Below are 25,794 nucleotides of genomic sequence, written 5' to 3' on the forward strand. Positions count from 1 at the left end.
GTTAACCAGCAGCAACCATTGCTATTAACCAAGCTAAACCAGCGCCAATTAAACTAACAATTGTAATTACAGAATATAAAATCCAACCGAATATTCTATAAAAAATATTAGAATGATTTTTAAGCCTTTCTGCTAAATTAGGATTCTCTTTTTCGTAAATTACTTTTTCTATTTCTTGCTGCTCAACTGCTTGTTTTTTTAATTCTCTCTTTTTTTGATGAGAAATTAAGGTGTTACAATTTTTACAGTACTCTCTGTTTGTATTAAATACACCACAATTAGGGCATTTTACGATTCTTTTAGAAGCCATAATTAATCTTTAAAAGAGTAAAAGTTTTTCTTTTTAAAAGGTCTTATTATTAAACGAGTTTCTCTATCGAAACGTATATAATTATAAACCCAATTTAAAAATACAATAGCTCTGTTTCTAAAACCAATTAAAGAAAAAAGGTGAACAAACATCCAAACGAACCAAGCAAAAATTCCTTGAAATTTCCATTTTGGTAAATCTACAACAGCTTTGTTTCTTCCAATCGTAGCCATCGAACCTTTGTCATTATAAACAAATGGTTTTAACTCTTTATTAAACAATTTTGCAATGATATTTTTAGCAACTAATTTACCTTGCTGTATTGCAGGTTGCGCCATCATGGGATGCCCGTACGGATTTTTTTCGTTTGACATACAAGCAACATCTCCAATCGCATAAATATTTGTATAATTTAAAACCTGATTGTACTCGTTTACCTTAATTCTTGCCGCTCTTTCTATTACGCATTCTGCTTCTAAACCATCAATAGTTTGTCCTTTTACACCAGCCGCCCAAATTACGGTTTCTGCTTTAAAATGATCTTCTCCGTTAGTGGTTACAGTTTTACCATCGTAATCTAATACACGTAAATTTTTCCAAACATTAACGCCTAATTTTATTAAAAAATCTTCTGCTTTTTCAGAAGCTTGTGAGCTCATTCCTTTTAAAATTTCACCAGAACTTTGTATTAAATTTATTTGCATTTGGCGAATGTCTAAATCTGGATAATCTTTAGGTAAAATTCCTTTTTTCATTTCGGCCAAAGCACCAGCTAACTCAACACCTGTTGGTCCGCCACCAACAATTACAAAATTCATTAAAGCTTTTCTTTCTTCGTAATTAGAAGTTAAAAGTGCTTCTTCAAAGTTTTCTAAAATTAAACTTCTAATGTTTAAAGATTGTGGTACAGATTTCATTTCCATGGCATATTTTTGGATGTTTGTGTTTCCAAAAAAATTGGTCGTAGAACCTGTTGCAATTATTAATTCGTCGTATTCTAAATTTCCAATAGAGGTTTCTATCGTATTTGTATCAGTATTTATTTTATCTACTTCTGCTAATCTAAAATAGAAATTATCTACATCATTAAATCTTTTTCTTAACGGAAAAGCAATAGAATCTGGTTCTAAACCACCTGTTGCTACTTGATATAGCAAAGGTTGAAAAGTATGATAATTATGCTTGTCTAATAAGACAACTTGCAATTCTTGCTTTTCTAATCCTTTTGCTGCAGCTAAACCTGCAAAACCGCCACCAATAATTACAACTCTTGGAAAACTAGTTTGTGGTATGTTCATATTGATGTTAAAACTTTTAGATTTTATATTGAGAAAGACAAATTTACAGAAAACAGATGATTTCTTATTTGAATCTTTTTTTTATTTCTTGCAATGTTTTATCAGAATTTATAAACTCTGAAATAATGTTCTGTCTAATAATTTCAACATCATCGTCAAAATATTTAGCCCATTTATCATCTTTAAATAAATGAGTTATTTGTTTGATTCTTTTTTGAGATTCAGAAAAAGAAAATAAATAATTGGTTGTGTTTTCTTTTTTAGGGTTGATTTTAGCTGTTTTTTTATCAAAATTTACATTAATAAAAAAAGTTTTTTCTGATGAATTAATAGGGTAAAAGCAGCTCCATTTTGCATAAGCAGTAACCGTATTCTGATTTTTATAATTTTTATCTGCAATTAATTTCCATCTGCAATTGGCAACTCTTCCCCAATGGTTTGATTTTCTGTAAACTCCTTCACTTGTATAAAAATACATGCTATTAGATTTGCTTACATAGATTGTGCTTTCTGGAAAATCAAAATTATCAATTTGTGTAAATTCACAAAAAGTATGTTTAAAAAAATTTGTTTTGTTATAGGTTTTCAATCGTAATTATTTAATCACTAGTTTTCTAGAAGGTTCTCTGTAAAAACCGTTTACAATAATCGTATCTTTTTTGAATTCTACATTTGCAAAGGCAGATTCATTTTCTGTATCTACCATACCTTTAAAGGTTAAATAATGCACGTTGTCTTTTAATTCATATGCTCCGGCATGATTATGTCCGTTAAAGAAAAATTTAACATTGGTATAGGGTTTAATTAGTGCTAAGAATTGTTCTCTGTTCCAGATATTATGTTGATCGATTGGATAAATAGGGAAGTGACAGTAAAAACCAACTTTCTCATTATTTTTTGTTGCAATATCTAGTTCATTCTTAATCCAACTTAATTGTTTTAAGCTTAATGCACCATTCCATTTTTTTACAAAAGGCAGGTTATTATCCTTTAGTAAATTAAAAATTGAGTCAGTTTGTCTTTTTTTATCCTTAGAAAGAGCGCCAAAAAAACTTAAGTCATTACCATCTAAAACAATAAAACGCCAATCGTTTTTTACAATACTGTAATATCTGTTTTTTAAATTTAATTTTTTAATAACTTCTTTTTTCAAGGAATCTTTTACTTCAAAGTCATGATTTCCTAAAACATGATATGTTTCTGATTTTAATTTATGCCAAGTTGGTAAAATACTATCTAAACTCTTAAAATCTTTGTCTATAAAATCACCTAAATGAATTGTGTAACTTAAAGTGTCTTTATTTAAAGTATGTACTGCTTCTTTTAATCTTGTGGGTGATTTTTTGTAATAACGATCCCATTTTACGTCGCAATGGCAATATTGGCAGTCTGAAATTACACCAATTTTAAAGTTAGTATTTTCTTCTTTTTTACAAGAAACAATACTGATTATTGAAATTAAAAAGAAAACTATTTTTTTCATTAGAATATGTTTTTTACAAATATATCACATTACAAAAAAACGCAATCAAATTAATGATTGCGTTTTAGTATCTTTTTCTTTTTTTTGGGGATTTTATTCTTTTACAAATCTCTTTAAACCAATATTATTATCGGTTGTTGTTATTTTTAAAAGGTAAATGCCGTTACTAAGTTTGCTAGTATTTATTGTTTTTAGTTTGCTAAAAAGTACTTTTTGTCCTTGTAAGTTGTAGATTTCTGCTAATTTGATATCTTCATTTAACTTGATGTTTAAAACATTTACTGTTGGATTGGGATACACAGAAAACGCTATTTTATTAATGTCGCTTAAACCTGCTACTGCAGATGCGCCAAACTCATAAGCTCCTAAATCTACAGTGGTATCAAATATTCTTGTATTGCCAAGTATATCTGCATTAATATCTGCAGGTACTTTAGAATTATCACCCATGTTTATGGCAGGAGAATTTGCTTGTAAACTAAAATCTGTTGCACTAGTAAATAATGGGTCTGAAGTTATAATGTTTTGTTTATATGTAACTTTAGAAAAACCATCTGAATCTAAACTATTACTTACTAACATATTTGTTATATCTGGGTATGCATCATTTCCGTTTCTACCCAAGGCAGGTACAATATTGCCGTTACCATCTGTATTGTTCCAGAAAATACTGTTAGAAATATCTGTTTTTATAACTCCTTTGGTTTGCCCAACGGTTATAACAGGTAAATCATTACCGGCAGAAGGCACTCTATTACCTGTATTATTAACAAAAGTATCATTTATAAATTTTGCATTTACTGTACATGCACCATGATCATTTCTAAACCAAAATACACCAGAGCCGTTTACATTATCTATTATGTTACTATCATATAACATATTTACACTGGTAAAATTTAATATTTTTCCAGAAAGAGTTCTGCTGTACAATGCATTTGCAAATGCTGCTAAATTATTTTTAAAAATTGAATTTGAAAATAATATTGATACGTTAGCCGAAGGATCTATACTTTTAATACTACCAGCTCTTTTGTTGATGTTATTAGAAATAGTACTATTATTTAGCACAAAGTTTTTTACAGTTGGTAAAAGCGTTATAGCGCTTCCTTCTTGTTCATTTTGTGTACTACCATTTGCATTTGCATTTGTAATTGTAAAACCATCTAATAATACATCTTCTGCACTTACTTTTACAATGTTGTAAGTGTTTTCTGCCATTGTAGTATTGTTAAATGCCAATGCACCAGAATCATCATTATTTAAATCGCCAGATAATATTGTTGGATTACTAGAAATATCTCTTTCAGAAATAGAGGTTTCTGATCCATCAAAACCACCATATAGTTTTAAGTTATTATTAGATATAATGTTAAAAGATTCACTTCTGTCTGTTGTACTTGCATAATATGTGCCTTTTGCAACCCAAATTTCTTCAGTTAAACTAGTAATATTTTGTAAAGCACTTTGTAAACTAGGGTTTGCATTTGCCCAAGAGCTACCGTTTCCATTTACATTCGGCGAGTTTTTATCTACATATATTATAGATTGATTAGCAGGTTTAATTATTGTAAATTTCTTAACGGAAGCTTTAGAACCATCTAAATATACTACATAAATAGAACCATCTATTTTATCGATAGCCATGTTTATAAAGAAGTTGGCGCTACTATTACTATCAATACTAGTTGTTGGTAAATTAGACCAGCTATCTGTAATAGAATTATAACTCTGAAAAGCAATATCAGCAGAATTTTTTTCTGCATACATAACATATAATTGATTATTTACAAAGTTTTTTCTGAATTGAACAATGTCATTTACTGCACCAATTCTTTTTACCTCTGTTGTATTATTGTAAATTACAACCTCATTAGCAGGTTCTGTTATACCTGTAGTGCTGTTATATCTTGCAGATACATCAAAGGCGGCAACAAAATCATTATCAGAAATTCCAGAAATATTTTTTAAAGTGATTTCTGTTCCTCCACCGTAAGAACGTGGTCTTATCGTAAAATCTGTTATACCATATCTATCTACTGATATTTTATGAATTTCCCATTCACTTCTAGATTGATAGACTCTATTTGCAATGTAGTATTTGTTAAAAGCATTAAAATCAAATTTATTTTCGGTACCATAATATTTCGGAGTAGTATATTTAGTAATTGGACCCGAAATTTTCTTTTCAACTACTACCAATCTATCATTGCTTTCATGTCCAGAAAATCGCATGTCACCCGCGGCGTTAAATTGAATTTGAACTTTATGGTTTTTAAGCGTAACATTATAATTCATTATTAAAGACCATGCTGTTCCATCAAATGTATAGGCGTACAAAGTAGAATCTGTTGTGTCTCTATATGCAACAACAGGTTGATTGTTAATCGGATTAATGGCTAAAGCGATATTTATTGCATTTTCACCAACTAAAGTGCCTTGAGAAACCCAATTTGTACCATCAAACTTTTTAACAGATATTTTGCTAGAACTTAGAGGTTCTACAATAGCAACATATGGATCACCGGTAGATGGGTCTGTTGCTATGACGGCGTCAGAAGCAAAGTTGGTAAATTGTGTTGTACCAACTTGAGACCAGTTTTGTCCAAAAGTTGTTACCGTTACAAATAACACTAATAATAGTAATTTTAATTTCATTTTTTCTTTTTTTAATTTGTTGATGTAAAAATGAAAAAAGTACTAGTCGTTAGAGTAAATTATTTAGTGAACCGTTTAAAAAATTTAGTGAACTGTAATTTTTAATTAAATTGTTTAAAATGTATTGTTAATCATTTTTAAGAATGCATCTTTTCTATCTCTAGCAATTGGTATGGTTCTTTTATTTTGCATAACAATGTGTATTCCGTCTTTTTTAATAAGTTCGTCCATAAATTTTAAATTAATTAAGTAAGAACGGTGTGGTTTGTAAAAAAGAGGTTTGTCTGCTAATTGATCTGTAAAATGCTTTAAAGTTTTACAAATAGTTTCAGATGATCCATTTACCAAGTGTACTTTAGTGTATACACCATCTGCTTCAAAAAATAAAATTTTGTCATGCGATATAAACTTAATACCACGAGGTAAGTCTAACGCAATTTTATTAAGTGCTAATTGCTGAAAAGATTTTTCTAAAGTTAATATTTTATCTTTTACCGATAAGTTTTCTGATATTACTTTTACTTTATTTACAGCAGATTTTAGTTCATCAGAATCTATGGGTTTAAGTAAATAATCTACCGCAGAAGTTTTAAAAGCCTCAATTGCATATTGATTGTAGGCAGTTGTAAATACTATTTTAAAATCTATAGGTTCACCTTTAAAATAATCTAAAATTTCTAAACCAGATTGTTGTGGCATTTCTATATCTAATAAAATTAGTTGAGGTTTTTTTGATTTTATAATAGATACACCTTCGCTTAAATTAGTAGCCTGATAAATATTTTCTACACCATTGCATTCTTCTTCTAGTAATGTAGCTAAAACATTTCTAGCATGACTTTCATCATCTATTATTAAAACTTTCATAAAATTATTGTATTGGTATTGTAAGAATTATTTTAGTTCCCGTTGGTTTGTTATCATCGGCTACTTTATCTATAATTTCTATTTCTATTTTTTCTGTTGTTGTAGAGTTTATTAGATCTATTCTTTTTTGATTTGCTCTTGTTGCAAAAGATTTAGGAAATTTAGTTCTTTTCTTTATAATCTCAGAAGCATTTCTACCAATTCCGTTATCATCAACAACACAAATAATTTTTTTGTTGGTTGAATTTAATGAAAAATTTAAATTTAAAATTTTGCTACCTTTTTTATGTAATAAACCATGTTTTATGGCATTTTCTACATAAGGTTGTATAAATAACGACGGTACAAATATTGTTTTTGTGTTTATTTCATCATCTATAAAAATGGTAAAAATAAGTTCGTTATTAAATCTATCTTTTTCTAATTCTAAATAGAGTTTTAAAGCTTTTATTTCTTCTTCTAAAGTGATATTTGTTTCTTGACTATGTTCTAAATAGGTTCTAATTAATCTAGAAAATTTAACTAAATACTGTCTCGCTAATTTTTTTTCGTTTAAAATGATGTAATCCTGAATGGAATTTAAAGCGTTGAATATAAAATGAGGATTCATTTGAGATCTAAGGTTTTCTAATTGAGAAAAAACCAAAGCTTTACTAATTCTCTCTTTTTCTAATTCTTTTGCTTGTAATCTTTTTAGCCTTTTTGTTTTTGTGTTTACATAAGTAATCGTTAGCAATACAATTAAAAGGAAACCTATTAAAATAAACCACCATCTTTGATAAATTGGGGCAAGTACTTCAAAATTTAGTTCTATTGTTTTCGAGTAATTTTTACTGAATTTGTTTTTTGCGCGTAATTGAAAGATATAATTGCCAGGTGCCAAATTTATGAATTTAACAAAATCTACTTCTTCTCTTAAAATCGTCCAATCTTTATCTTTTGCAAATTTGTATTCGTAAATAATGTGTTTTACAGATTGAAATTCTTTGGTATTAAAACTAATATCAACATTGCTTTTATTGTGGTCTAAAACATATTTATTTTTAATTTCTACTGGTTTTTCTTGAATAGAAATCTTTGTAAGATATATAGAAGGTGGTTCTTTTTGCTTAAAAATTTTAGTTTTATTAAAGCCATAAACACCTAGATTATTGGTGTAAATTAAAAAATCTCCTAAAATTTCTAAATCTTTAATTTTGTAAGAATTTATACCGTCTTGCTTGGTTAGTACTTTTACTTCGTTTAAGTTGCTGTTATAGTATTGTAAACCTTTATCTGTAGAAATCCATAAACCTTCATTATCTGCAGTGATACAATTAATGTCATTAGATGCAAGACCATTCGTTTCATTTAAATGATAAATAACTTTATTGTTTTTGATACCTAAAATACCGTTATCATAAGTAGCAACCCATATTAAACCATTGTTTGTTTCTACAATATTAAAACTATAAATAGGTTTGTTTTTGTAGGTAATATTTGGTTCTTTTAAATAATTTTCATCATATACTTTTAAACCTTCTACATCTGCCAAAAATATTTTTCTATTTATTACAGAATATATAGACTCATGTGATCTAATATTACTTATTGTATAATTATTTTTAGGATTCACAATTTTTGTACCTGATGAAGAACTTATAAGAAACGTAGTGTCATTAACAAAAGCAACAGATTTTATAGATCCAAATTTAGTTATCTCTTTTTTCTTGCTATAATTATTAGAATACACCAAGTTTTGATAATCGGAAAAGTATAAAAGTGTATTGTTGCTTTTATTATAATCTAAAGCTCGTATAGGTGTTTCATCTATAATTAAATTTTTATGTAGCTTATTAGTTTTGATATTTAACTCTAATAATTCGCCATTTCTTTTAGCTAAATAACAAATCGAATCATTTTTTTGCTCTATTATTTGTACGTTTTTAAAAGTATTAAACTGCTTTAAGTTTTTATTAGGTATTACAAAAACACCGTTTTTTAATGTGGCAACCCAAATGATATTATTTTTATCTTCAATAATATCTGTTATCATTTTATCTTTTAAAAAATGAGTTATAAGAATTAATTTACCTTGATGAGATTCTGTTATAAAAACTCCTTTATTTGTAGCTAAGTATAATTGATTATTGATGTTTGTAATCCTACTAATTTTAGAGTTTTTAATTTTTTTAGGAAGTTTAATTTGTGTTGTAGATTTATGTTCTATATCTACAGAAACCAATAAAGACCTGTTTAATATATTGTCTCTAAAAGCAATAAACACCTTATTGTTTGCTTTTGTAAAATGAGAGAAAAATGTAATATTTTCTTTGGTTTTTAATTTAAAACTAGATTTTTTAAGTAGAGTATCTAGTAAAACAATATTATTATCTCTATTTAAAAACAGATATTGATTAGGCATTGTGATTCCAATACTTGTTGTATTTGCATTTTTATAAATAGATTTGATTTCTTTTGTTTTAATATTTACAGAGAGAATGTTGTCTCTTTGTCTTATTAAAAGTTTTTTATTGAAAAAAATATAATCTGCCAGTTGACCTTTTAATTCTTTTTGATAGTCATTAAATAAAACAAGTTTATTATTTTCTACATAGAAAAACTGGCCTGCAATATTATTACACCAAACTCTTCCTTCTGGACCAATTTTTAGATTAAATAGAGATCTACCTTTTTTATCTGGATGAGAAAATTGTTTAAAAACTTTACCATCATATCTATGCAATCCTTTATCAGATGCAAACCAAATAAATCCTTCTTTATCTTCTTTCATAGAATAAAATTCTATGTCTGGTAAACCATCTTTATCTGTTAAATGTATAGATACTGGTTCTTGTGCGTTACTAGAAATAGCATTACAAATAATAAGAAATAGATATAAAATTCTTAATAATTTCAATAGGATTTATATTTGGTTATAAATTTACTAATTTAAATATTTTAGTTTTCAATTTTTTAGTGAAGCGTTTATTTCTTGTAATGAGTAGTTATTTATCTTAAATTATTTAAGAATTTAAAGTTTGTTAAAAGAAAAAACGCAATCAAATTAATGATTGCGTTTTAAAATATTTAAAGAATATAATTTTCTTTTTTTGAATAAGTGCTAAAGTTAAATTAGCAAAAGCGATTTACTTAAAATTTCTAATGAAATTTTGTAATCTGCTTACTTTACTTCTTCGAAATCTACATCTTCTACATTGTCACCTTGATCTGCATTACCAGCTTCTGGTTGACCTTGTTGTGCACCTGCATCTGCGCCACCTGCAGCTTGTTCAGCAGCATACATTTCTTCAGAAGCAACTTTCCAAGCTTCATTTATCTTTTCCATAGCAGCATCAATTTGAGCTAAGTCTTTAGATTCATGTGCAGCTTTTAATTCTACTAAAGCAGCTTCAATTGGTCCTTTTTTATCATCAGATAATTTATCACCAAATTCTTTTAATTGCTTTTCTGTTTGAAAGATCATAGAATCAGCTCCATTTACTTTTTCCGCAGTTTCTTTAGCAGCTTTATCAGCTTCAGCATTAGCTTCAGCATCTTGTCTCATTTTTTCGATTTCTTCTTCAGATAAACCAGAAGAAGCTTCGATTCTAATTTCATGAGATTTGTTTGTACCTTTATCTAAAGCAGAAACTTTAATAATACCATTGGCATCAATATCAAAAGTTACTTCAATTTGAGGTACACCTCTTTGTGCTGGTGGTAAACCATCTAAATGGAAACGACCAATTGTATTGTTGTCTGCTGCCATTGCTCTTTCACCTTGTAAAACGTGAATTTCTACAGAAGGTTGGTTGTCTACAGCAGTAGAAAATACTTGAGATTTTTTTGTAGGAATAGTTGTGTTTGCATCTATCAATTTAGTGAAAACATTCCCCATTGTTTCGATACCTAAAGATAAAGGTGTAACATCTAATAATAATACATCTTTAACATCTCCAGATAAAACTCCACCTTGTATTGCAGCACCTAAAGAAACAACCTCATCTGGGTTTACTCCTTTACTTGGTGATTTTCCAAAGAATTTTTCTACAGCTTCTTGTATTGCAGGTATTCTAGTAGAACCACCCACTAAAATAATTTCATCTATTTCAGAAGTTGATAAATCAGCATTTTTTAATGCAGTTTTACATGGCTCAATAGTTCTTTTAATTAAATCATCAATTAACTGCTCAAATTTAGATCTGCTTAAAGTTCTAACTAAGTGTTTAGGACCGCTTGCAGTTGCAGTAATATAAGGTAAGTTAATTTCTGTTGAAGCAGAAGAAGATAATTCTATCTTCGCTTTTTCTGCAGCTTCTTTTAAACGTTGTAAAGCCATAGGATCTGTAGTTAAATCCATGTTTTCATCAGCTTTAAATTCTGCAGCTAACCAATCGATAATTTTAGCATCAACATCATCTCCACCTAAGTGTGTATCACCATCTGTAGCTAAAACTTCAAAAACTCCGTCTCCTAATTCTAAGATAGAAACATCATGTGTACCACCACCAAAATCAAAAACAACAATTTTTTTATCATCATTAGCTTTGTCCATACCATAAGCTAAAGCAGCTGCAGTAGGCTCGTTAATAATTCTTTCTACTTTTAAACCAGCAATTTCACCTGCTTCTTTAGTAGCTTGTCTTTGTGCATCGTTAAAATATGCAGGTACTGTAATAACTGCAGAAGTTACATCAGATCCTAAATAATCTTCAGCAGTTTTTTTCATTTTTTGAAGAACCATTGCAGAAATTTCTTGAGGTGTATATAAACGACCATCAATATCTACTCTAGGTGTATCATTATCTCCTTTTACTACTTTATAAGGTACTCTTTTAACTTCGTTAGAAGATTCAGAAAATTTATTACCCATAAAACGTTTAATAGAAGAAACTGTTTTTGTTGGGTTTGTTACTGCCTGTCTTTTTGCAGGGTCACCAATTTTACGTTCTCCTCCTTCTACAAAGGCAACAATAGATGGTGTAGTTCTTTTTCCTTCAGCATTAGGAATTACAACTGGCTCATTTCCTTCCATTACAGAAACACAAGAGTTTGTTGTTCCTAAATCGATTCCAATTATTTTACTCATAATAATTATTTTATATTAATTTTTTAAATTCAATTTTACATTCACACTATAGTCAAAGGGTGTGCCAACTGGTTATTTATTATGAAATGTCAGTTTTTTTTAAAAATGACGAATTATTTATGTGACATTATGACATAAATTGCGTCTAATTTATTGAACACAAAGAATATTTGAATACAATTTTAAATTCCTTATATTTGGATAGTTCAATTAATTTTTTAAAAAATAAAGAAAAAATCATGAGTAAATTTGACGAGAAAGTAGCACAGTATTCTAAGTTTATGGACGAAAAAGGTCTAAGTTATGATGCTGATTTATTAAAAGCAGTAACTAAAGGTTTAGGGCCATCTATTTATAAAAGAGATGCAGAAACTGTGTCTGGTTCTGATGCAAAAGAATTATTAACTGTTAAGAAAAATTTCTTAATGAAGAAGTTAGGTTTAGAAGATGGACCAAAATTGGACGAAGCTATTGCTAAAGTTGTAGATGCAATAGGTAAATCTGAAAGAAATAAATACAGAGCAGTTGTTTACTATATGTTAGCTAAAGAGTTTAATAAAGAGTCTGTTTACGGAATGTAGAAATATATCTTTTTAAATTATATAAAAAAATCCAACTCATTGAGTTGGATTTTTTACATTTACAGCATATTTATTAATCATTTTTACGAATGTCGCAATTTATTAGTGTTTTTGATATGTTAAAGATTGGCGTTGGCCCTTCTAGTTCACATACTTTAGGTCCTTGGCGCGCTGCAGAACAGTGGGTTAAAACGTTAAGAGAGCATAATTTTTTAGAAAAGTTAGATGCTGTTAAAGTAGATTTGTACGGTTCTTTATCTTTAACAGGTAAGGGGCACGCCACAGATTTGGCAATTTTATTAGGTTTAAGTGAAGCAGATCCTGAGTATATACCTATCGAAGACGTTTTTATTATTGTTGATAGAATTAATACACAAGAAGAACTTTATTTTAAAGGAGGTAAAACAATACCTTTTTACAAAGATTCTATAGTTTTTAATAGAGATTTTTTACCTTTTCATTCTAACGGTGTTACTTTTCGAGGTTTTTGTAAAGGTGAAGAAATTTCTACAGAAACTTATTTTTCTATTGGTGGAGGCTTTATTGTGCAAGAAAATGATCATTTAGAAGAAGAGATAGAAATCAATAAAAAGAATTTTCCGTATCCAATAAACAGAGCGATACAGTTAGAAGAATATTGTGAAAAAGAAAACTTATTAATTTCTGATATTGTTTTTAAAAATGAATTAGAAATAAATTCCGCAGATAAAATAGACGCAGAATTATCTAGAATTTGGGATACAATGTTAGAGTGTATGTATATTGGTTGTCATACAGAAGGTACATTACCCGGTGGTTTAAATGTAAAGAGAAGAGCTTTTGGTACACATCAAAAATTAATAAAAGACGCTACTTATAAAAATCCACAAGAATGGATTAAGGCAATTCGAAGTACAGAAGTTAAGTTTAGAGAAATTTTAAAATGGGTAAGCTGTTTTGCATTATCTGTTAACGAAGTAAATGCATCTTTAGGAAGGGTGGTTACAGCCCCAACAAACGGAAGTGCAGGTGTTATTCCGGCAGTATTGATGTATTATTTGGTTATTGAAAATCATGAAGCAGATTTTAAACAAATTAAACAATTCTTATTAACTGCGGGCGAAATTGGTAGTATTTTTAAGAAAAATGCTACGATTTCTGCAGCTATGGGTGGTTGTCAAGCAGAAATTGGTGTTTCTTCTGCAATGGCTGCGGGTGCATTAACAGAATTGTTAGGCGGTACACCAGCTCAATCTTTATCAGCAGCAGAAATTGCAATGGAACACCATTTGGGTTTAACTTGCGATCCTATTGCTGGTTTGGTACAAGTGCCTTGTATAGAACGTAATTCTATGGGCGCAATTAAAGCGATTCATGCAGCAGAAATTGCATTAGAAACCAATCCTAAAGAATCTTTAGTGCATTTAGATAAAGTGATCGATACTATGTGGGAAACTGCGAAAGACATGAATAAGAATTACAAAGAAACATCAGAAGGTGGTTTGGCTGTAACCGTAAGAATGGTAGATTGTTAATTTTTAGGAGTAATTAATTTTTTATCAATAAAATAAGAAATTAAAACTCCTAAAAGATATGCTAAAAGATCTAACCAATCGAAAGTTGCGCCTAAAACTGTAACCGCTATTTTGTTATTTTGTAAACCAAGAATTTCTATCAATTTTAAATACTGTAAAAACTCTATGGCAAATGAGAATATTAAAACGCCAAGAGCTAATTTTAAAGCGTTACCCTTGTAAAATATTCTACAAAAAGCAAACAGTAAAACGGTTACCAATACATCGCCTATAAAAGGTCTAATAAATTGATCTCTTACAAATAAAGCAATTAAAATTTCTACAAAAAATATTAGTAAAAAGAATAAAAGATATTTTTTATTGATTTGCATTATCTAGTAAAAACCAAATCGTTACCAGAAGACATTTCTTCAGAAAAACGATATTTATCAACATTAAAGCCTTTTAAATCTTCTATGGTTTCAACATCGTTTTCTATAATGTAGCGTACCATTAAACCACGAGCTTTTTTGGCATAGGTCATAATAGTTTTATATTGTCCGTTTTTAAAATCTTTAAAAACAGGTGTTATCATTGGTACTTTTAATGTTTTTTTAGGTAAAGCCTTAAAATACTCTGAGCTTGCTAAATTTACAAGTAATTCGTCATCAGTTAATTCGTTATTAAGAGAATCTGCTAAGTCATTATCCCAAAACTTATATAAGTTTTCTGTTCTACCTACCTTTAATTTTGTTCCCATTTCTAAGCGATATGGTTGAATTAAATCTAAAGGTTTTAATAAACCATACAAGCCAGAAAGAATTCTAAGCTTATCTTGTAAAACGGGTATTTTATCTTCTTTTAAAGTTGTTACATCAATTCCTTGAAAAACGGCTCCGGTAAAAGAATAAATTGCTTGTTTGGCATTTTCTTTTGTGAAGGGAGTGCTCCAAGCTTGGTTTCTATCATAATTAAGTGCAGCTAAATCATCAGAAATTTTCATTAATTCTGATAATTTATTTTTAGAAATCGATTTTAATTTTTTACTCAATTTTTCAGATTTATCTAAAAAACGTGGTTGTGTAAAGATTTCTGTAGATGCTTTGCTTTCAAAATCTAAAGACTTTGCTGGTGATATTATGATTTTCATTTTATTTAAAATTGAAAAATTAGAATTGTAATTTTGTTTGATAAAAGTACAAATGATTGTGTTAAATTTAAAAGATTATAAGTAGTAAATTCTGATATTTGTATCGATAAAATTTATTTATCTTCACTAATAAAAATTATAGTTTTTAATGATAAGGATTAGTAAAAACATTACGTACAAAGAGTCTCGTTTTTATCAGTATATAAAAAGACATCAAAAATACGCGCCTTTACTTTTTTTTATAGGTGGTTTTACTTGGGATTCTTTAACACTTGGTAGAATTGATCGTGTTTATGATATCGTAATACTATGCACTTATATAACGCTTTTAACAGCTAGTATTTACATTTATAATTTGGTTGATGGTGAGAAATGGAAAAATACTTTTTTTAGAAAAAATGAAGCGTATTTACCTTTAGCCATTCAGTTTTTTTTAGGAGGATTAACAAGTGCGTATGTAATTTATTTTTCTAGAAGTGTTTCTTTATCTAAGACCGCATCTTTTTTTCTCATTTTACTTTTTTTATTATTTGCAAATGAATTTTTTAAGAAAAGAGTTTCAAATAAATACTTGCAATTTGGCGCTTATTTTTTTGTAAATTTTACTTTTTTGAGCTTTTTTATTCCGGTGATTTTAAAAAAAATGAATACAGAAATATTTATTATTTCTGGTTTAATAAGCCTTGTATCTACATTTTTACTAATAATTTTAGTTTATAAAAATAGTTACTCTACAAGAGTAGCAATGGTAAAGTGGAAAATGTTTGGTTTAATCTTTAGTATTTACATACTTATAAATACTTTTTATTATTTCAGATTAATTCCGCCTGTGCCACTAGCACTAGATAAAGGTGTAGTTGCACACAATATCCAAATACAAAATGGTAATTATAAAGTTTCTTATGAAATAGACAATTGGTATATCTTTTGGCGAGATCATAAAATAGATTTCAATAGAACTATAAACAAACCTGTATATGTTTTTACTTCGATATTTGCACCAACAGATTTAAAAAAGAAAATATATCATCAATGGAAATGGTATAATAAAACTTTAGATAGTTGGCAAAATCTCGATAAAATAGGATTTGAAATTACTGGCGGAAGAGACAATGGTTATAGAGGCTACAGTTATAAAAACAACGTAAAAGATGGTATGTGGAAGGTAGAGGTAGTTACAGAAGAAGATTTGGTTTTGGGTGTAGTAGATTTTAACATAAAAACAGGTAAATCTTCAAGAAAAACCAATTTAAAAGTTAGAGAATTTTAATACAATATAATTTGTAGATTTTCTATCTGTTTAAAAATTCATATTTTTAACAAATCATTCAAATTCATTCAACTTTATAGATTTAAAAAAAATCATTTTAAATCTTAAATACATCAATCATGAAAAAAATTACAATGCTACTATTCTTGTTTGTTTCAGTATCACTTTCAGCACAAACAGACGCAAAAATTTACGATATTATAAATGCTGTTTCTGCAGATAGAATTAAAGCTGATGTTAAAAGGTTAACAGAATTTGGTACTCGTAATACATTTTCTGATACTATTTCTAACACACGTGGTATTGGCGCTGCAAGAAGATGGATAAAATCTGAATTCGAATCTATTTCTAAAGACTGCAACAATTGTATTGATGTGTTTTATCAGAAAGATTTTGTTACTAAAAAAGGAAACGGAAGAGTGCCACATGATGCTTGGGTTGTAAATGTTGTTGCGGTTCAAAAAGGAACAAAATATCCAAACAAATATGTTATTATGAGTGGTGATATAGATTCGAGAGCTAGTAATACTATGGATTTTACAACGGATGCACCCGGAGCAAACGACAACGCATCTGGAATGGCAGGAACCATTGAAGCGGCAAGAGTTTTAAGTAAATATAAATTTGAAAGTAGTATTATTTATGTTGGTCTATCGGGTGAAGAGCAAGGCCTTTTTGGAGGTGCAGGTTTAGCCAAATATGCAAAAGATAATAATTGGGATATTATCGGAATTTTAAACAATGATATGATTGGTAATATCGAAGGAGTTGATGGAGTAATTGATAACAGATCTTTTAGAATTTTTTCTGAACCAGTGCCAGCAAATGAATCTGAAAGACAAAGAAGAATGAGACGTTTTTATGGTGGAGAAGTAGATGGTATTTCTAGACAGTTGGCAAGATATATTCATAATAATGTAAAAACATATATGCCAGAAATGAATCCGATGATGATTTATAGATTGGATAGATTTGGTAGAGGTGGGCATCATAGACCTTTTAACGATTTAGGTTTTGCAGGAATTAGAATTATGGAAGCTCATGAAAATTACACACAGCAGCACCAAGATATTAGAACCGAAAACGGAATTAATTATGGTGATACTTTTGAGCATGTTAATTTTCCGTATGCTAAAAAATTAACGGCTGTAAATGCAATTAATTTAGCAAGTTTAGCGTGGGCACCAGAAGCTCCTAAAGAAGTTGCCATTGGCGGAATTGTACAAGCTAGTGCAAAATTAAAATGGAGTAAAGTTGACGGAGCTAAAGGTTACAAGATTTATTGGAGAGATACAACTTCACCAACCTGGGATCATTCTAGATATGTAGAAACTACAGAGTTTACTTTAGAAGGTATTGTTATAGATAATTTCTTTTTTGGTGTTTCTGCAGTAGGAGAGAACGGTCATGAAAGTGTTGTAGTTTTTCCGAATAAAATATGGAGATAAAGTGAATTTTAGAATTTTAATTATTGGTTTTTTATTAGTCTCGTGTTCAGAAACATATAAAAAACCAAATTATATTAAATTCAATCTAACTACAGATTCAATTTTTGTAACTACCAAAAACAAGAATGTTTCTCCTATATTTATTAAAATAGTAGATAGAGCTGCCAAAGAACAATTTATAGATATTGATAAGAAGAGTGAAAAAATCTTATTAAAATTCAATAAATCTGTTGTTGATACCAATTATATATTAGAGCACTACAAATTCTATGGTTATTATGGTACTTCTAATTTAAAGAATTATGATACGCTTTATAATTACCAATTGCCTTTTTTAAAAGGGAAACGTTATAGAGTTTTACAAGGTAATTTTGGTAGTTATTCTCACAATAAAATAACATCAAAATATGCTATAGATTTTAAAATGAAAATTGGGCAAGAAGTATGTGCTATAAGAGATGCCATAGTTGTAGATGTAAAAAATCATTTTGAAAAAAATGGTACAAGTAAAAAGTATCTAAACAAAGCAAATGTTGTTTTTGCAATACATAAAGACGATACTTATGTTCAATATGCGCACTTTAAGAAAGATGGCGTGTTAGTTAAATTGGGTGATACTATAAAGAAAGGTCAAATTATTGGTTATTCTGGTAATACAGGTTTTTCTTCAGAACCGCATTTGCATTTTACTATTTATAAACCAACAAAAAATGGTTTGGTTTCAATTCCGTTTATATTAGATAGTATACCAAGTTCTAAATACAAGAAAGGTAAATACGCATTGCATAATTAATGTAATAATTATATCAAACTAAAAGCATTAATTTCTTTTGCTGTAATAACAGGATTTGCACCTTCATTTGCAGCTACCAAAGCACCAACAGCACAGGCGAAGTTTATAGAATCTTGTGGTGTAGCACCATTTCGCAATTTACTAATTAAAGAAGCTAAAAAAGAATCGCCAGAACCTACAGTATCTTTTACTTTAATTCTATAACCACTATTGTAAAATAAACAATTGTTGTAAAATAAAACGGCTCCGTGTTCTCCTTTTGTAACACAAATATGTTTTGTTTTTGTTTTTTCTGATATAAAATGAATATTCTGTTCTAAATTATTAAATTTTGAACCTAGAAAATCAGAAATTTCATAGAGTTCTTCATCATTAAATTTAATAAAATCTGCTTTGTGCATTAAATCTATTAAAACCTCCTTCTGATAAAAAGGAGCTCTTAAATTAACGTCGAAAATTTTATAATTAGATACTTCTAATAGTTTAAATAAAGTTTCTTTAGAAACGTTGTCTCTTGTTATTAAACTTCCAAAAACAAAGGCATCAGCTTGTTTTACTAAGTTTTCTGATGCTTTTGTATAAGGTATTTTGTCCCATGCTTTTGGTTGTGGAATGCTATAAGTTGCCGAACCTTTATTATTTAATGTTACATTGACTTCGCCAGTATTGAAATCATTTAAAATAGAAACTGCGTCTAAATTAATTTTTAAATCTTCTATTAATTTTAAGATAGGTTTTGCTAACTCATCATTACCAACGGCAGTTATTATAGCTACATCATTATGAAAAGACTTTAACCTATTGGCAACATTTAAAGGAGCGCCTCCAATTTTTTTATGAGTATCAAAAACATCCCATAAAACTTCACCAAAACACACAAATTTTGTCATAGAATATTAAAATATATTAGTTTCCATTGTTTGTTGATTTATAGAGCTGTTAAAAATAGTCAACATTCTTTTAGCAATACCTGTCCAACCAAAATTTCTTCTTGCAAAACGAGCTCCTTCCACAGACATTTCGTTTCTTAAATTAGGGTACAAGAGTGGCATTGCCATCATTGCGCCAAACTCTGTTGGTCTATGCGGATCTGCAAATAAAGCTTGATTTCCAAAATCTATCAAATCGCACAAACCACCATGCACAGTTACAACACTTGGTGTGCCACAAGCCATTGCTTCAATTGCAACCATACCAAAAGGTTCGTATCTAGAAGGCATTACAAAGATACTTGCAGATCTGTATACGTTTGCTAAATCTTCATCAGAAATATAATTTTTCCATTTTATTTTATCTGTAATACCAAGTTCTTCTGCCAATTCTTTTAATTTTTCAATACCATCTCTGTCTTGCTGAGAATCTCCACCAATTGCAGCGACCAATCTCGCTTCCGGACACAATTCAAATACGGTTGGTAAAGCATGTAAAAGTAAATCGTATCCTTTGTTATGCGCCATTCTTCCTAATGCTAAAATATCGGTAGGTTTTATATCGTATTTTAAACGAATCTTGTCATTTTCTTTTGAAGGAACAGGAAAAAATCGATTCTCGTCTATTCCCGGAGGTATCATACTACAATTTCTAGACAAAACGTCGTATTGCTGAATTAATAAATCTACTTGAGGTAACGTTGTTGCAATTACATAATTACACATTTGATAGACAAAATATTCTTTTCTAATACGTTCTTTAAATCGGTAGGTTTTTTCCATTTCTATTTCGTCCATATCACTTCCCATGGTGTGCTGTTTCCACCAACCCAAAGAATGTGGTGTATGAACGTGACAAATACCTAATTCTTCTGCTATTTTCTGTCCTGCCCAACCAGCATCCCAATAATGAGAATAAACAACATCATATTTTTTATTCTCTTTTTTGATGGCAGCTAAAGTGTTTGTAACAAACTTTTTAAGATGGTCGTGCATATCTTCTTTTCTGATGAATTTTTTTCCACCAAAAGGAATCCTCCAAATATTAAAATTATCATCTACATGATCATATTCTGGTTGGTCTTCAAATTGTCTTGTTACTAAATCTACACGTTTGCCTAATCTACTAAACCTGTCTGCTAATTCTAAAACATATACTACTTGGCCTCCTGTATCTGGTTTTCCTAGTTCTGCATTTGCTCCAACATACCCATGTAAAGAGATCATTAAAATCGATTTCATATTTTTATTTTTTTGTATTGATTATTTTTAAATTACTACACGCAGAAATATATTGTGCTGCAGACCAAGCTTGGTAAGCTTTACCCATTGGTTTACCTGTTGTGCCATGAGCCCATTCTGTAAATTCCCATTCGTCTGTTATACCTTCTTTATTTATAAGTGCAAGCTTGTAAAGTTCTGCAATTGCGATATCTCTAAAACCAAGTTTGTTAACAAATTTCACCCAAAAGCCACCAACAAAAGGCCAAATTCCGCCGTTGTGGTAATGGTTTGGTAGATTTAAAAGATTTACGGTATAGTAAGGTTTCCAATCTGGGTCTCCAGGACTAACTACTGGGTAAACGTTGGCAACAGGAAAAGGATCATTTACACCAACACCCAACATAAATTTAAATGTTTGATGCGCTTTTTCTGCATCTATTGTGCCGTGTAAAAAGGCTAAAATATTACCTAAAGTATCACAACGCCAACTAAAATCGAAAGGAGTAGTTTGTGCTATTAAATAAGAAGTATCACCAAGTGTAAATTGTTTTTCTGCAAATGATACAGATTGAAATAATTTTTGCTGCGTAGAAGGCCAAAAGTTTTGAACGATTTCTTTTTTAATTACTTGAGACCACCTAATATATTCACCAGCTTCTTCATGATTACCCAGCATTTCTAACATTCTACCAAAGCAAACGTTAGATCTGTACCATAAAATCTCATCATATAAAATGTTATAACTTCTTCCAAATAGATCGGTCCAATCACCAGCTTCTGGTATTTCTAAAAGTGCATCGTTATTACTATCGTGTGCACCTAACCAACGCATGGTTTCTTTAATGGCATCAATGTATTTTCTTAAAAAGGCAATATCTTTTGTAACGTTTACATATTCATAAAATGCAATAACTACCCAAATTCCGCTATCGATAGAGCAAATTCCGCCTACACCAGAATAATCTGGTTCTTCATTTTTTAAGCGAACATTGGCAGGTATTTGTCCGTTTCTAGAAATATGTTCTAATAACGTAATTAATGTTTGTCTTTGACATTGATGAATTTCTTCATCATCTATTAAAGAAAGAGAACCAATTACTGTAATTGCGCCATCTCTTGCCCAAACGCTGTGGTAATTTTCGTCGGTGCCATTTGGTATGTTATCTTTAATAGAACAAGCAGAAAAACCAAGTGGTGTAATATTTTTCTTTAAAGCTTCTATCGCTTTTATGTATCCTTCTTTAATTAAGGCAATTTTTTCGTCTGTGTCTTCTTGTGCTATGTTTTCCTTTTCTCTTTTTATAAAAAAGTCATCAGAATGATCTATAACTATATCTTTTATGGCTTTTTCAGGAAATATTCCGTAGAAAATTAACCCTTCTATAACACCGTCTCCTTTTGTTTTTTCTGTGTGATAAACTTTTTTATGTTTTGTATAAATATATAGTTCTTCATGTGCATTAGAAACAACAATACCATAGACGTTTTTAAGGTCGAACATTGCAGAATCATTACCACTATCTCCAGCAACTAAAACTTCGTTTGTAGAAATTTCTAGTTTTTTAAGTAGCCATTGCAAGGCGTTACCTTTGTTTGCCCATTTTGGTAAAATATCTAAAAATTTATTACCAGAATATACAACGTTAACATCCATGTTGGCATCTATAAAATCTTGCTCTATACTTTCTATAAGTTCTGTGTTTGCATCATGAAAAAAGTAACTTCTCTTATAAGAATGTTGAAATTTACTTGGTTGATCGCTAATAGGGTGTTCTATTTTTTTAATAATGTTTTCTACAGCATCTAAATTCCACCCATCATCTAAAACATCATTAAACTCTTTAATTACAGCTTTGTCTTTAAAATTATAAATATGTGTACCAACACCAGAAATAATATAATCGGGTTTTGGTAAAATGTTTTTATTAATAAGATGTAAAACATCATCTATTAAACGCCCAGTGTTATATGTAAGAATTGTTTTGTTATTTTTTCTGTACTTATCCCAAACTTTTTTGAAATTACTTTTGTAGGTATGAAAATCGATTAATGTGTTGTCTATATCAAAGGATAATAGCTTGATTTCATTTTCAATTTTTAAGTTATTTACGCTCATTTTAGTGTAATTTTTAAGTAGAAAATTATATTTTTCTCTTAAATTATTAAAAATTAACAGGTTAGGCAAGACGTAAAGAGCTTAAGATTTAATTTTTATGATTGTGATAATTAAGCCCATCAAAAAATATTATATAAGGAATATTAAGTGGAGTAGAATCGTATTTTAAAAATGAGGAAGAATTGTGTGTTTAGTAATTAAGTATCTTTATTTACCTAATTCTTAAAACTCTTTAGATTGAAAAAATAAGTGCCTTTTTTAAGCTGATAGTAATATCAATTTAAATAAAAGTATAGAAGAGGTTGTGAAGTCTTTTATTTCGGTTTTAGATATAGATTATCCGAAGGTATTTAATTCATTAAAAAGACCTCACAAATTTTTATATCTGTGAGGTCTTTAAGTAAATTATAATCCGTTTATAAAATTACCATAAGGATCTTTAAATTGAGTACCTTCTGTAAAACGTTGTTTGCTTAATTTTTTATACTCTACCAAAGCCCAAAGAACAAATTCTTTCATAAAATAAGTATCTGTATCATTCATGTTTGGTTGATACTTTGTAATTAATTTTTGCAAGGGTTCTATTTTATCTAATTCACTTTTGTATCGTTTATCAGAATAATCATCTAATAACTCAAAATCAGTATCAATATTAAAAAACCAAGAAACAATAGTGTCATAAGGAGATTCTTCTTCTTGTTTTTCTAATTTTTTAATTTCAGGAAAATAATCAGGAAAAAGATTTTTAATAGCAGTTCTAATTAATTTCTCTGCAACTACGTGTGCACCTTCCTGTTCACCTTCATAAACCAATTCTACTTTACCAGTAATGGCAGGTATTATTCCGTCAAAATCGCTTAGACGAATCATTGTTTTTGAATCGCCAGATATAATGGCTCTTCTTTCTGCTGTACTTAATAAGTTTTCGAATGCAGAAATACTTAATCTTGCACTTACACCACTTTTAGCATCTATATATTCGCTATCTCTTGCTTCAAAAACAATTTGCTCTAATAAATCTTTAGCTAGTTCTGGTACTTCTATAAACTCTTTTTGTGATGCTACTTTATTTGCTTCTTGTGCAGTAATTATTTTAGCTGTTTCTATATCTGCAGGATAATGTGTAAGAATTTGAGAACCAATTCTATCTTTTAAAGGTGTAACAATGCTACCTCTGTTTGTATAATCTTCTGGATTCGCAGTAAATACAAATTGCATATCTAAAGGTAAGCGTAATTTAAAACCACGAATTTGAATATCTCCTTCTTGTAAAATATTAAATAAAGCAACCTGAATTCTAGCTTGTAAATCTGGCAATTCATTAATTACAAAAATACAACGGTTTGCTCTTGGTATCATTCCGTAATGAATAACTCTGTCATCTGCATAACTTAGTTTTAAATTGGCAGCTTTAATAGGATCTACATCACCAATTATATCTGCTACAGTAACATCTGGTGTTGCTAATTTTTCTGCAAAACGTTCGTTTCTATGCAACCAAAAAATAGGTGTGTCATCTCCTTTTTCTTTGATTAATTCTACTGCAAATCTAGATATTGGGTTTAAAGGATCGTCATTAATTTCAGAACCTTCTACTACCGGAATGTATTCGTCTAACAAGGTCAACATCAATCTTGCCAATCTAGTTTTTGCTTGACCACGCAAACCTAATAAATTGATGTTATGTTTACTTAAAATAGCTCTTTCTAGTTCTGGTATTACTGTATTTTCGTATCCATGTACACCCTTAAAAATGGTTTCTTTATTCATCATTTTACTGATGAGGTTTTCTCTTAATTCATCTTTTATAGATTTCGATTCGTATCCAGATTTTTTTAAATCTCCTAATGTATTTATGCCGCTTATATTCATTTGAGTTTTCTTTTACTTGCAGTAATTAATATTTTATAGTTCTATTTTTACTACTTGTATTATTTATCCTTTAATTCTTTTTTTTCTATTGGTTTCGTAGTCTTCAAAAATCATTTCTCCTAAACCTTTTAAACCGGTATAAAATGCTTTTCCTTGATTTGCTTGGGTAAATGCTCTAACAAATTGCATTAAATACGGATCTTGTGCAATCATAAAAGTTGTAATAGGAATGTGTAATTTTCTTGCTTGTTGTGCCATTGCATAACATTTGTTTACAATGTATTTATCTAAACCATTACTGTTTTTATAATATTGACCATCGGGTAAACGCAAGCAACTTGGTTTTCCGTCTGTAATCATAAATATTTGTTTGTTGGTATTTCTTTTTCTTCTTAACAAATCCATAGCTAAATTTAAACCCGCAACCGTATTTGTGTGATAAGGACCAACTTGTAAATATGGTAAATCTTTAATTTTGATAGACCAAGCATCGTTACCAAAAACGATAATATCTAAAGTGTCTTTTGGGTATCTTGTTGTAATTAATTCAGCCAAAGCCATGGCAACTTTCTTAGCAGGCGTAATTCGGTCTTCGCCATATAAAATCATAGAATGACTAATGTCTATCATTAAAACAGTACTCATTTGACTTTTATGTAGTGTTTCTTCTACAACCAAATCATTCTCTGTAAGATTAAAATCGTTAATTCCGTTATTAACTTGTGCGTTTCTTATACTTTCTGTCATAGAAACCTTGTCTAAGGAGTCTCCAAATTGATATGCTCTAAAATCACCTGTATGTTCATCTCCAATTCCTGGCGATTTACTTTTATGATTACCAGCACCGCTTCTTTTAATTTTACCAAAAATATGATTTAACGCTTGTTGTCTAATAGCACGCTCTGTTTTTGCAGTAATTTTTGTTCCGCCAACTCCATTACCATCGATTTCTTCTTTGATGTAGCCTTTCTTTTTTAGGTCTTCTACAAAATCATCAATCGTATAATTTTCATCGGTTAATTTGTACTCTACATCCAAAGATCTTAACCAATCGATTGCTTCGTCAAAATCACCAGAAGTATGTGTAATTAGTTCTTTAAATATTTCGAAAAGTTTTTCAAAAGGAGAGATGTTTTCTGCTTCGTAAGTTTTAAAAACAAATCCTTTTCTTATTTTATTTTTTTTCATCATAATAAAAATACAACTTTTAGTTATTTTAAATCTTTCTAAA

At 29.3% G+C, this 25,794-nt stretch carries 20 protein-coding genes; 5 read left to right on the top strand and 15 right to left on the bottom strand.

What is annotated here, in order from left to right:
- Position 1: 1 nt before the first annotated feature.
- The 8 genes from WG950_RS13640 to dnaK all read right to left on the bottom strand — a co-directional run bounded on the left by WG950_RS13640 (position 2) and on the right by dnaK (position 11,687).
- On the bottom strand, positions 2-310 hold the full coding sequence (locus WG950_RS13640) for a hypothetical protein (RefSeq protein WP_340933095.1): 309 nt from the start codon (positions 308-310) through the stop codon (positions 2-4).
- Between the two features lie 2 nt (positions 311-312).
- Positions 313-1,608 (bottom strand): NAD(P)/FAD-dependent oxidoreductase, encoded by a 1,296-nt coding sequence (locus tag WG950_RS13645; protein ID WP_340933098.1) that lies wholly within the window; start codon positions 1,606-1,608, stop codon positions 313-315.
- Positions 1,609-1,672: 64 nt separating this feature from the next.
- Positions 1,673-2,197, bottom strand: coding sequence for a hypothetical protein (locus WG950_RS13650; RefSeq protein ID WP_340933100.1), 525 nt, complete (start codon positions 2,195-2,197; stop codon positions 1,673-1,675).
- Positions 2,198-2,203: 6 nt separating this feature from the next.
- Positions 2,204-3,091, bottom strand: coding sequence for a metallophosphoesterase (locus WG950_RS13655; RefSeq protein WP_340933101.1), 888 nt, complete (start codon positions 3,089-3,091; stop codon positions 2,204-2,206).
- 93 nt (positions 3,092-3,184) lie between these two features.
- A complete protein-coding gene (locus tag WG950_RS13660) occupies positions 3,185-5,749 on the bottom strand; it encodes a T9SS type A sorting domain-containing protein (RefSeq protein ID WP_340933102.1) in 2,565 nt (854 codons plus the stop codon).
- Between the two features lie 114 nt (positions 5,750-5,863).
- Positions 5,864-6,616, bottom strand: coding sequence for a LytR/AlgR family response regulator transcription factor (locus tag WG950_RS13665; protein ID WP_077809770.1), 753 nt, complete (start codon positions 6,614-6,616; stop codon positions 5,864-5,866).
- 4 nt (positions 6,617-6,620) lie between these two features.
- The gene (locus tag WG950_RS13670) at positions 6,621-9,515 is read right to left on the bottom strand and encodes a sensor histidine kinase (protein WP_340933104.1); all 2,895 of its coding nucleotides are present in this window, start codon (positions 9,513-9,515) and stop codon (positions 6,621-6,623) included.
- Positions 9,516-9,779: 264 nt separating this feature from the next.
- Complete coding sequence (dnaK, locus tag WG950_RS13675) at positions 9,780-11,687, bottom strand: molecular chaperone DnaK (protein WP_077809768.1); 1,908 nt, start codon at positions 11,685-11,687, stop codon at positions 9,780-9,782.
- 239 nt (positions 11,688-11,926) lie between these two features.
- Between dnaK and WG950_RS13680 the strand changes: the two genes are divergently transcribed.
- Positions 11,927-12,268 carry a DUF2853 family protein gene (locus WG950_RS13680; protein ID WP_077811369.1) on the top strand — a complete coding sequence of 114 codons (342 nt, stop codon included), beginning with the start codon at positions 11,927-11,929 and terminating at the stop codon, positions 12,266-12,268.
- A gap of 89 nt (positions 12,269-12,357) precedes the next feature.
- A complete protein-coding gene (locus tag WG950_RS13685) occupies positions 12,358-13,782 on the top strand; it encodes an L-serine ammonia-lyase (RefSeq protein WP_340933108.1) in 1,425 nt (474 codons plus the stop codon).
- Here the strand turns inward: WG950_RS13685 and WG950_RS13690 are convergent.
- Positions 13,779-14,153 carry a DUF2809 domain-containing protein gene (locus tag WG950_RS13690; protein ID WP_340933110.1) on the bottom strand — a complete coding sequence of 125 codons (375 nt, stop codon included), beginning with the start codon at positions 14,151-14,153 and terminating at the stop codon, positions 13,779-13,781. The genes WG950_RS13685 and WG950_RS13690 overlap by 4 nt on opposite strands.
- On the bottom strand, positions 14,153-14,911 hold the full coding sequence (gene yaaA / locus WG950_RS13695; protein ID WP_340933112.1) for a peroxide stress protein YaaA: 759 nt from the start codon (positions 14,909-14,911) through the stop codon (positions 14,153-14,155). The genes WG950_RS13690 and yaaA overlap by 1 nt, the downstream gene beginning before the upstream one ends.
- Positions 14,912-15,059: 148 nt before the next feature.
- Here yaaA and WG950_RS13700 point away from each other — a divergent pair, with 148 nt between their 5' ends.
- The 3 genes from WG950_RS13700 to WG950_RS13710 all read left to right on the top strand — a co-directional run bounded on the left by WG950_RS13700 (position 15,060) and on the right by WG950_RS13710 (position 18,422).
- Positions 15,060-16,181: a DUF2914 domain-containing protein gene (locus tag WG950_RS13700; RefSeq protein ID WP_340933116.1), complete on the top strand. Its 1,122-nt coding sequence runs from the start codon at positions 15,060-15,062 to the stop codon at positions 16,179-16,181.
- Positions 16,182-16,300: 119 nt separating this feature from the next.
- Positions 16,301-17,629, top strand: coding sequence for a M28 family metallopeptidase (locus WG950_RS13705; protein WP_340933118.1), 1,329 nt, complete (start codon positions 16,301-16,303; stop codon positions 17,627-17,629).
- 1 nt (position 17,630) lies between these two features.
- Complete coding sequence (locus WG950_RS13710; protein WP_340933121.1) at positions 17,631-18,422, top strand: M23 family metallopeptidase; 792 nt, start codon at positions 17,631-17,633, stop codon at positions 18,420-18,422.
- 8 nt (positions 18,423-18,430) lie between these two features.
- Here the strand turns inward: WG950_RS13710 and WG950_RS13715 are convergent, their stop codons facing one another.
- From WG950_RS13715 to WG950_RS13735, 5 genes are all read right to left on the bottom strand, one after another.
- Entirely contained in the window at positions 18,431-19,312 is an 882-nt protein-coding gene (locus tag WG950_RS13715; protein ID WP_340933124.1) for a carbohydrate kinase family protein, read from the bottom strand.
- 6 nt (positions 19,313-19,318) lie between these two features.
- Positions 19,319-20,593 (bottom strand): glycosyltransferase, encoded by a 1,275-nt coding sequence (locus tag WG950_RS13720; protein WP_340933126.1) that lies wholly within the window; start codon positions 20,591-20,593, stop codon positions 19,319-19,321.
- Positions 20,594-20,597: 4 nt separating this feature from the next.
- A complete protein-coding gene (locus WG950_RS13725; protein WP_340933128.1) occupies positions 20,598-22,691 on the bottom strand; it encodes an HAD-IIB family hydrolase in 2,094 nt (697 codons plus the stop codon).
- A 405-nt stretch (positions 22,692-23,096) separates the two neighbouring features.
- Positions 23,097-24,563, bottom strand: coding sequence for a magnesium chelatase (locus WG950_RS13730; RefSeq protein ID WP_340933130.1), 1,467 nt, complete (start codon positions 24,561-24,563; stop codon positions 23,097-23,099).
- A gap of 63 nt (positions 24,564-24,626) precedes the next feature.
- The gene (locus WG950_RS13735) at positions 24,627-25,751 is read right to left on the bottom strand and encodes a vWA domain-containing protein (protein WP_340935267.1); all 1,125 of its coding nucleotides are present in this window, start codon (positions 25,749-25,751) and stop codon (positions 24,627-24,629) included.
- Between the last annotated feature and the right edge of the window lie 43 nt (positions 25,752-25,794).

Source organism: Polaribacter marinaquae (assembly GCF_038019025.1).
GTDB classification, from domain to species: domain Bacteria; phylum Bacteroidota; class Bacteroidia; order Flavobacteriales; family Flavobacteriaceae; genus Polaribacter; species Polaribacter marinaquae.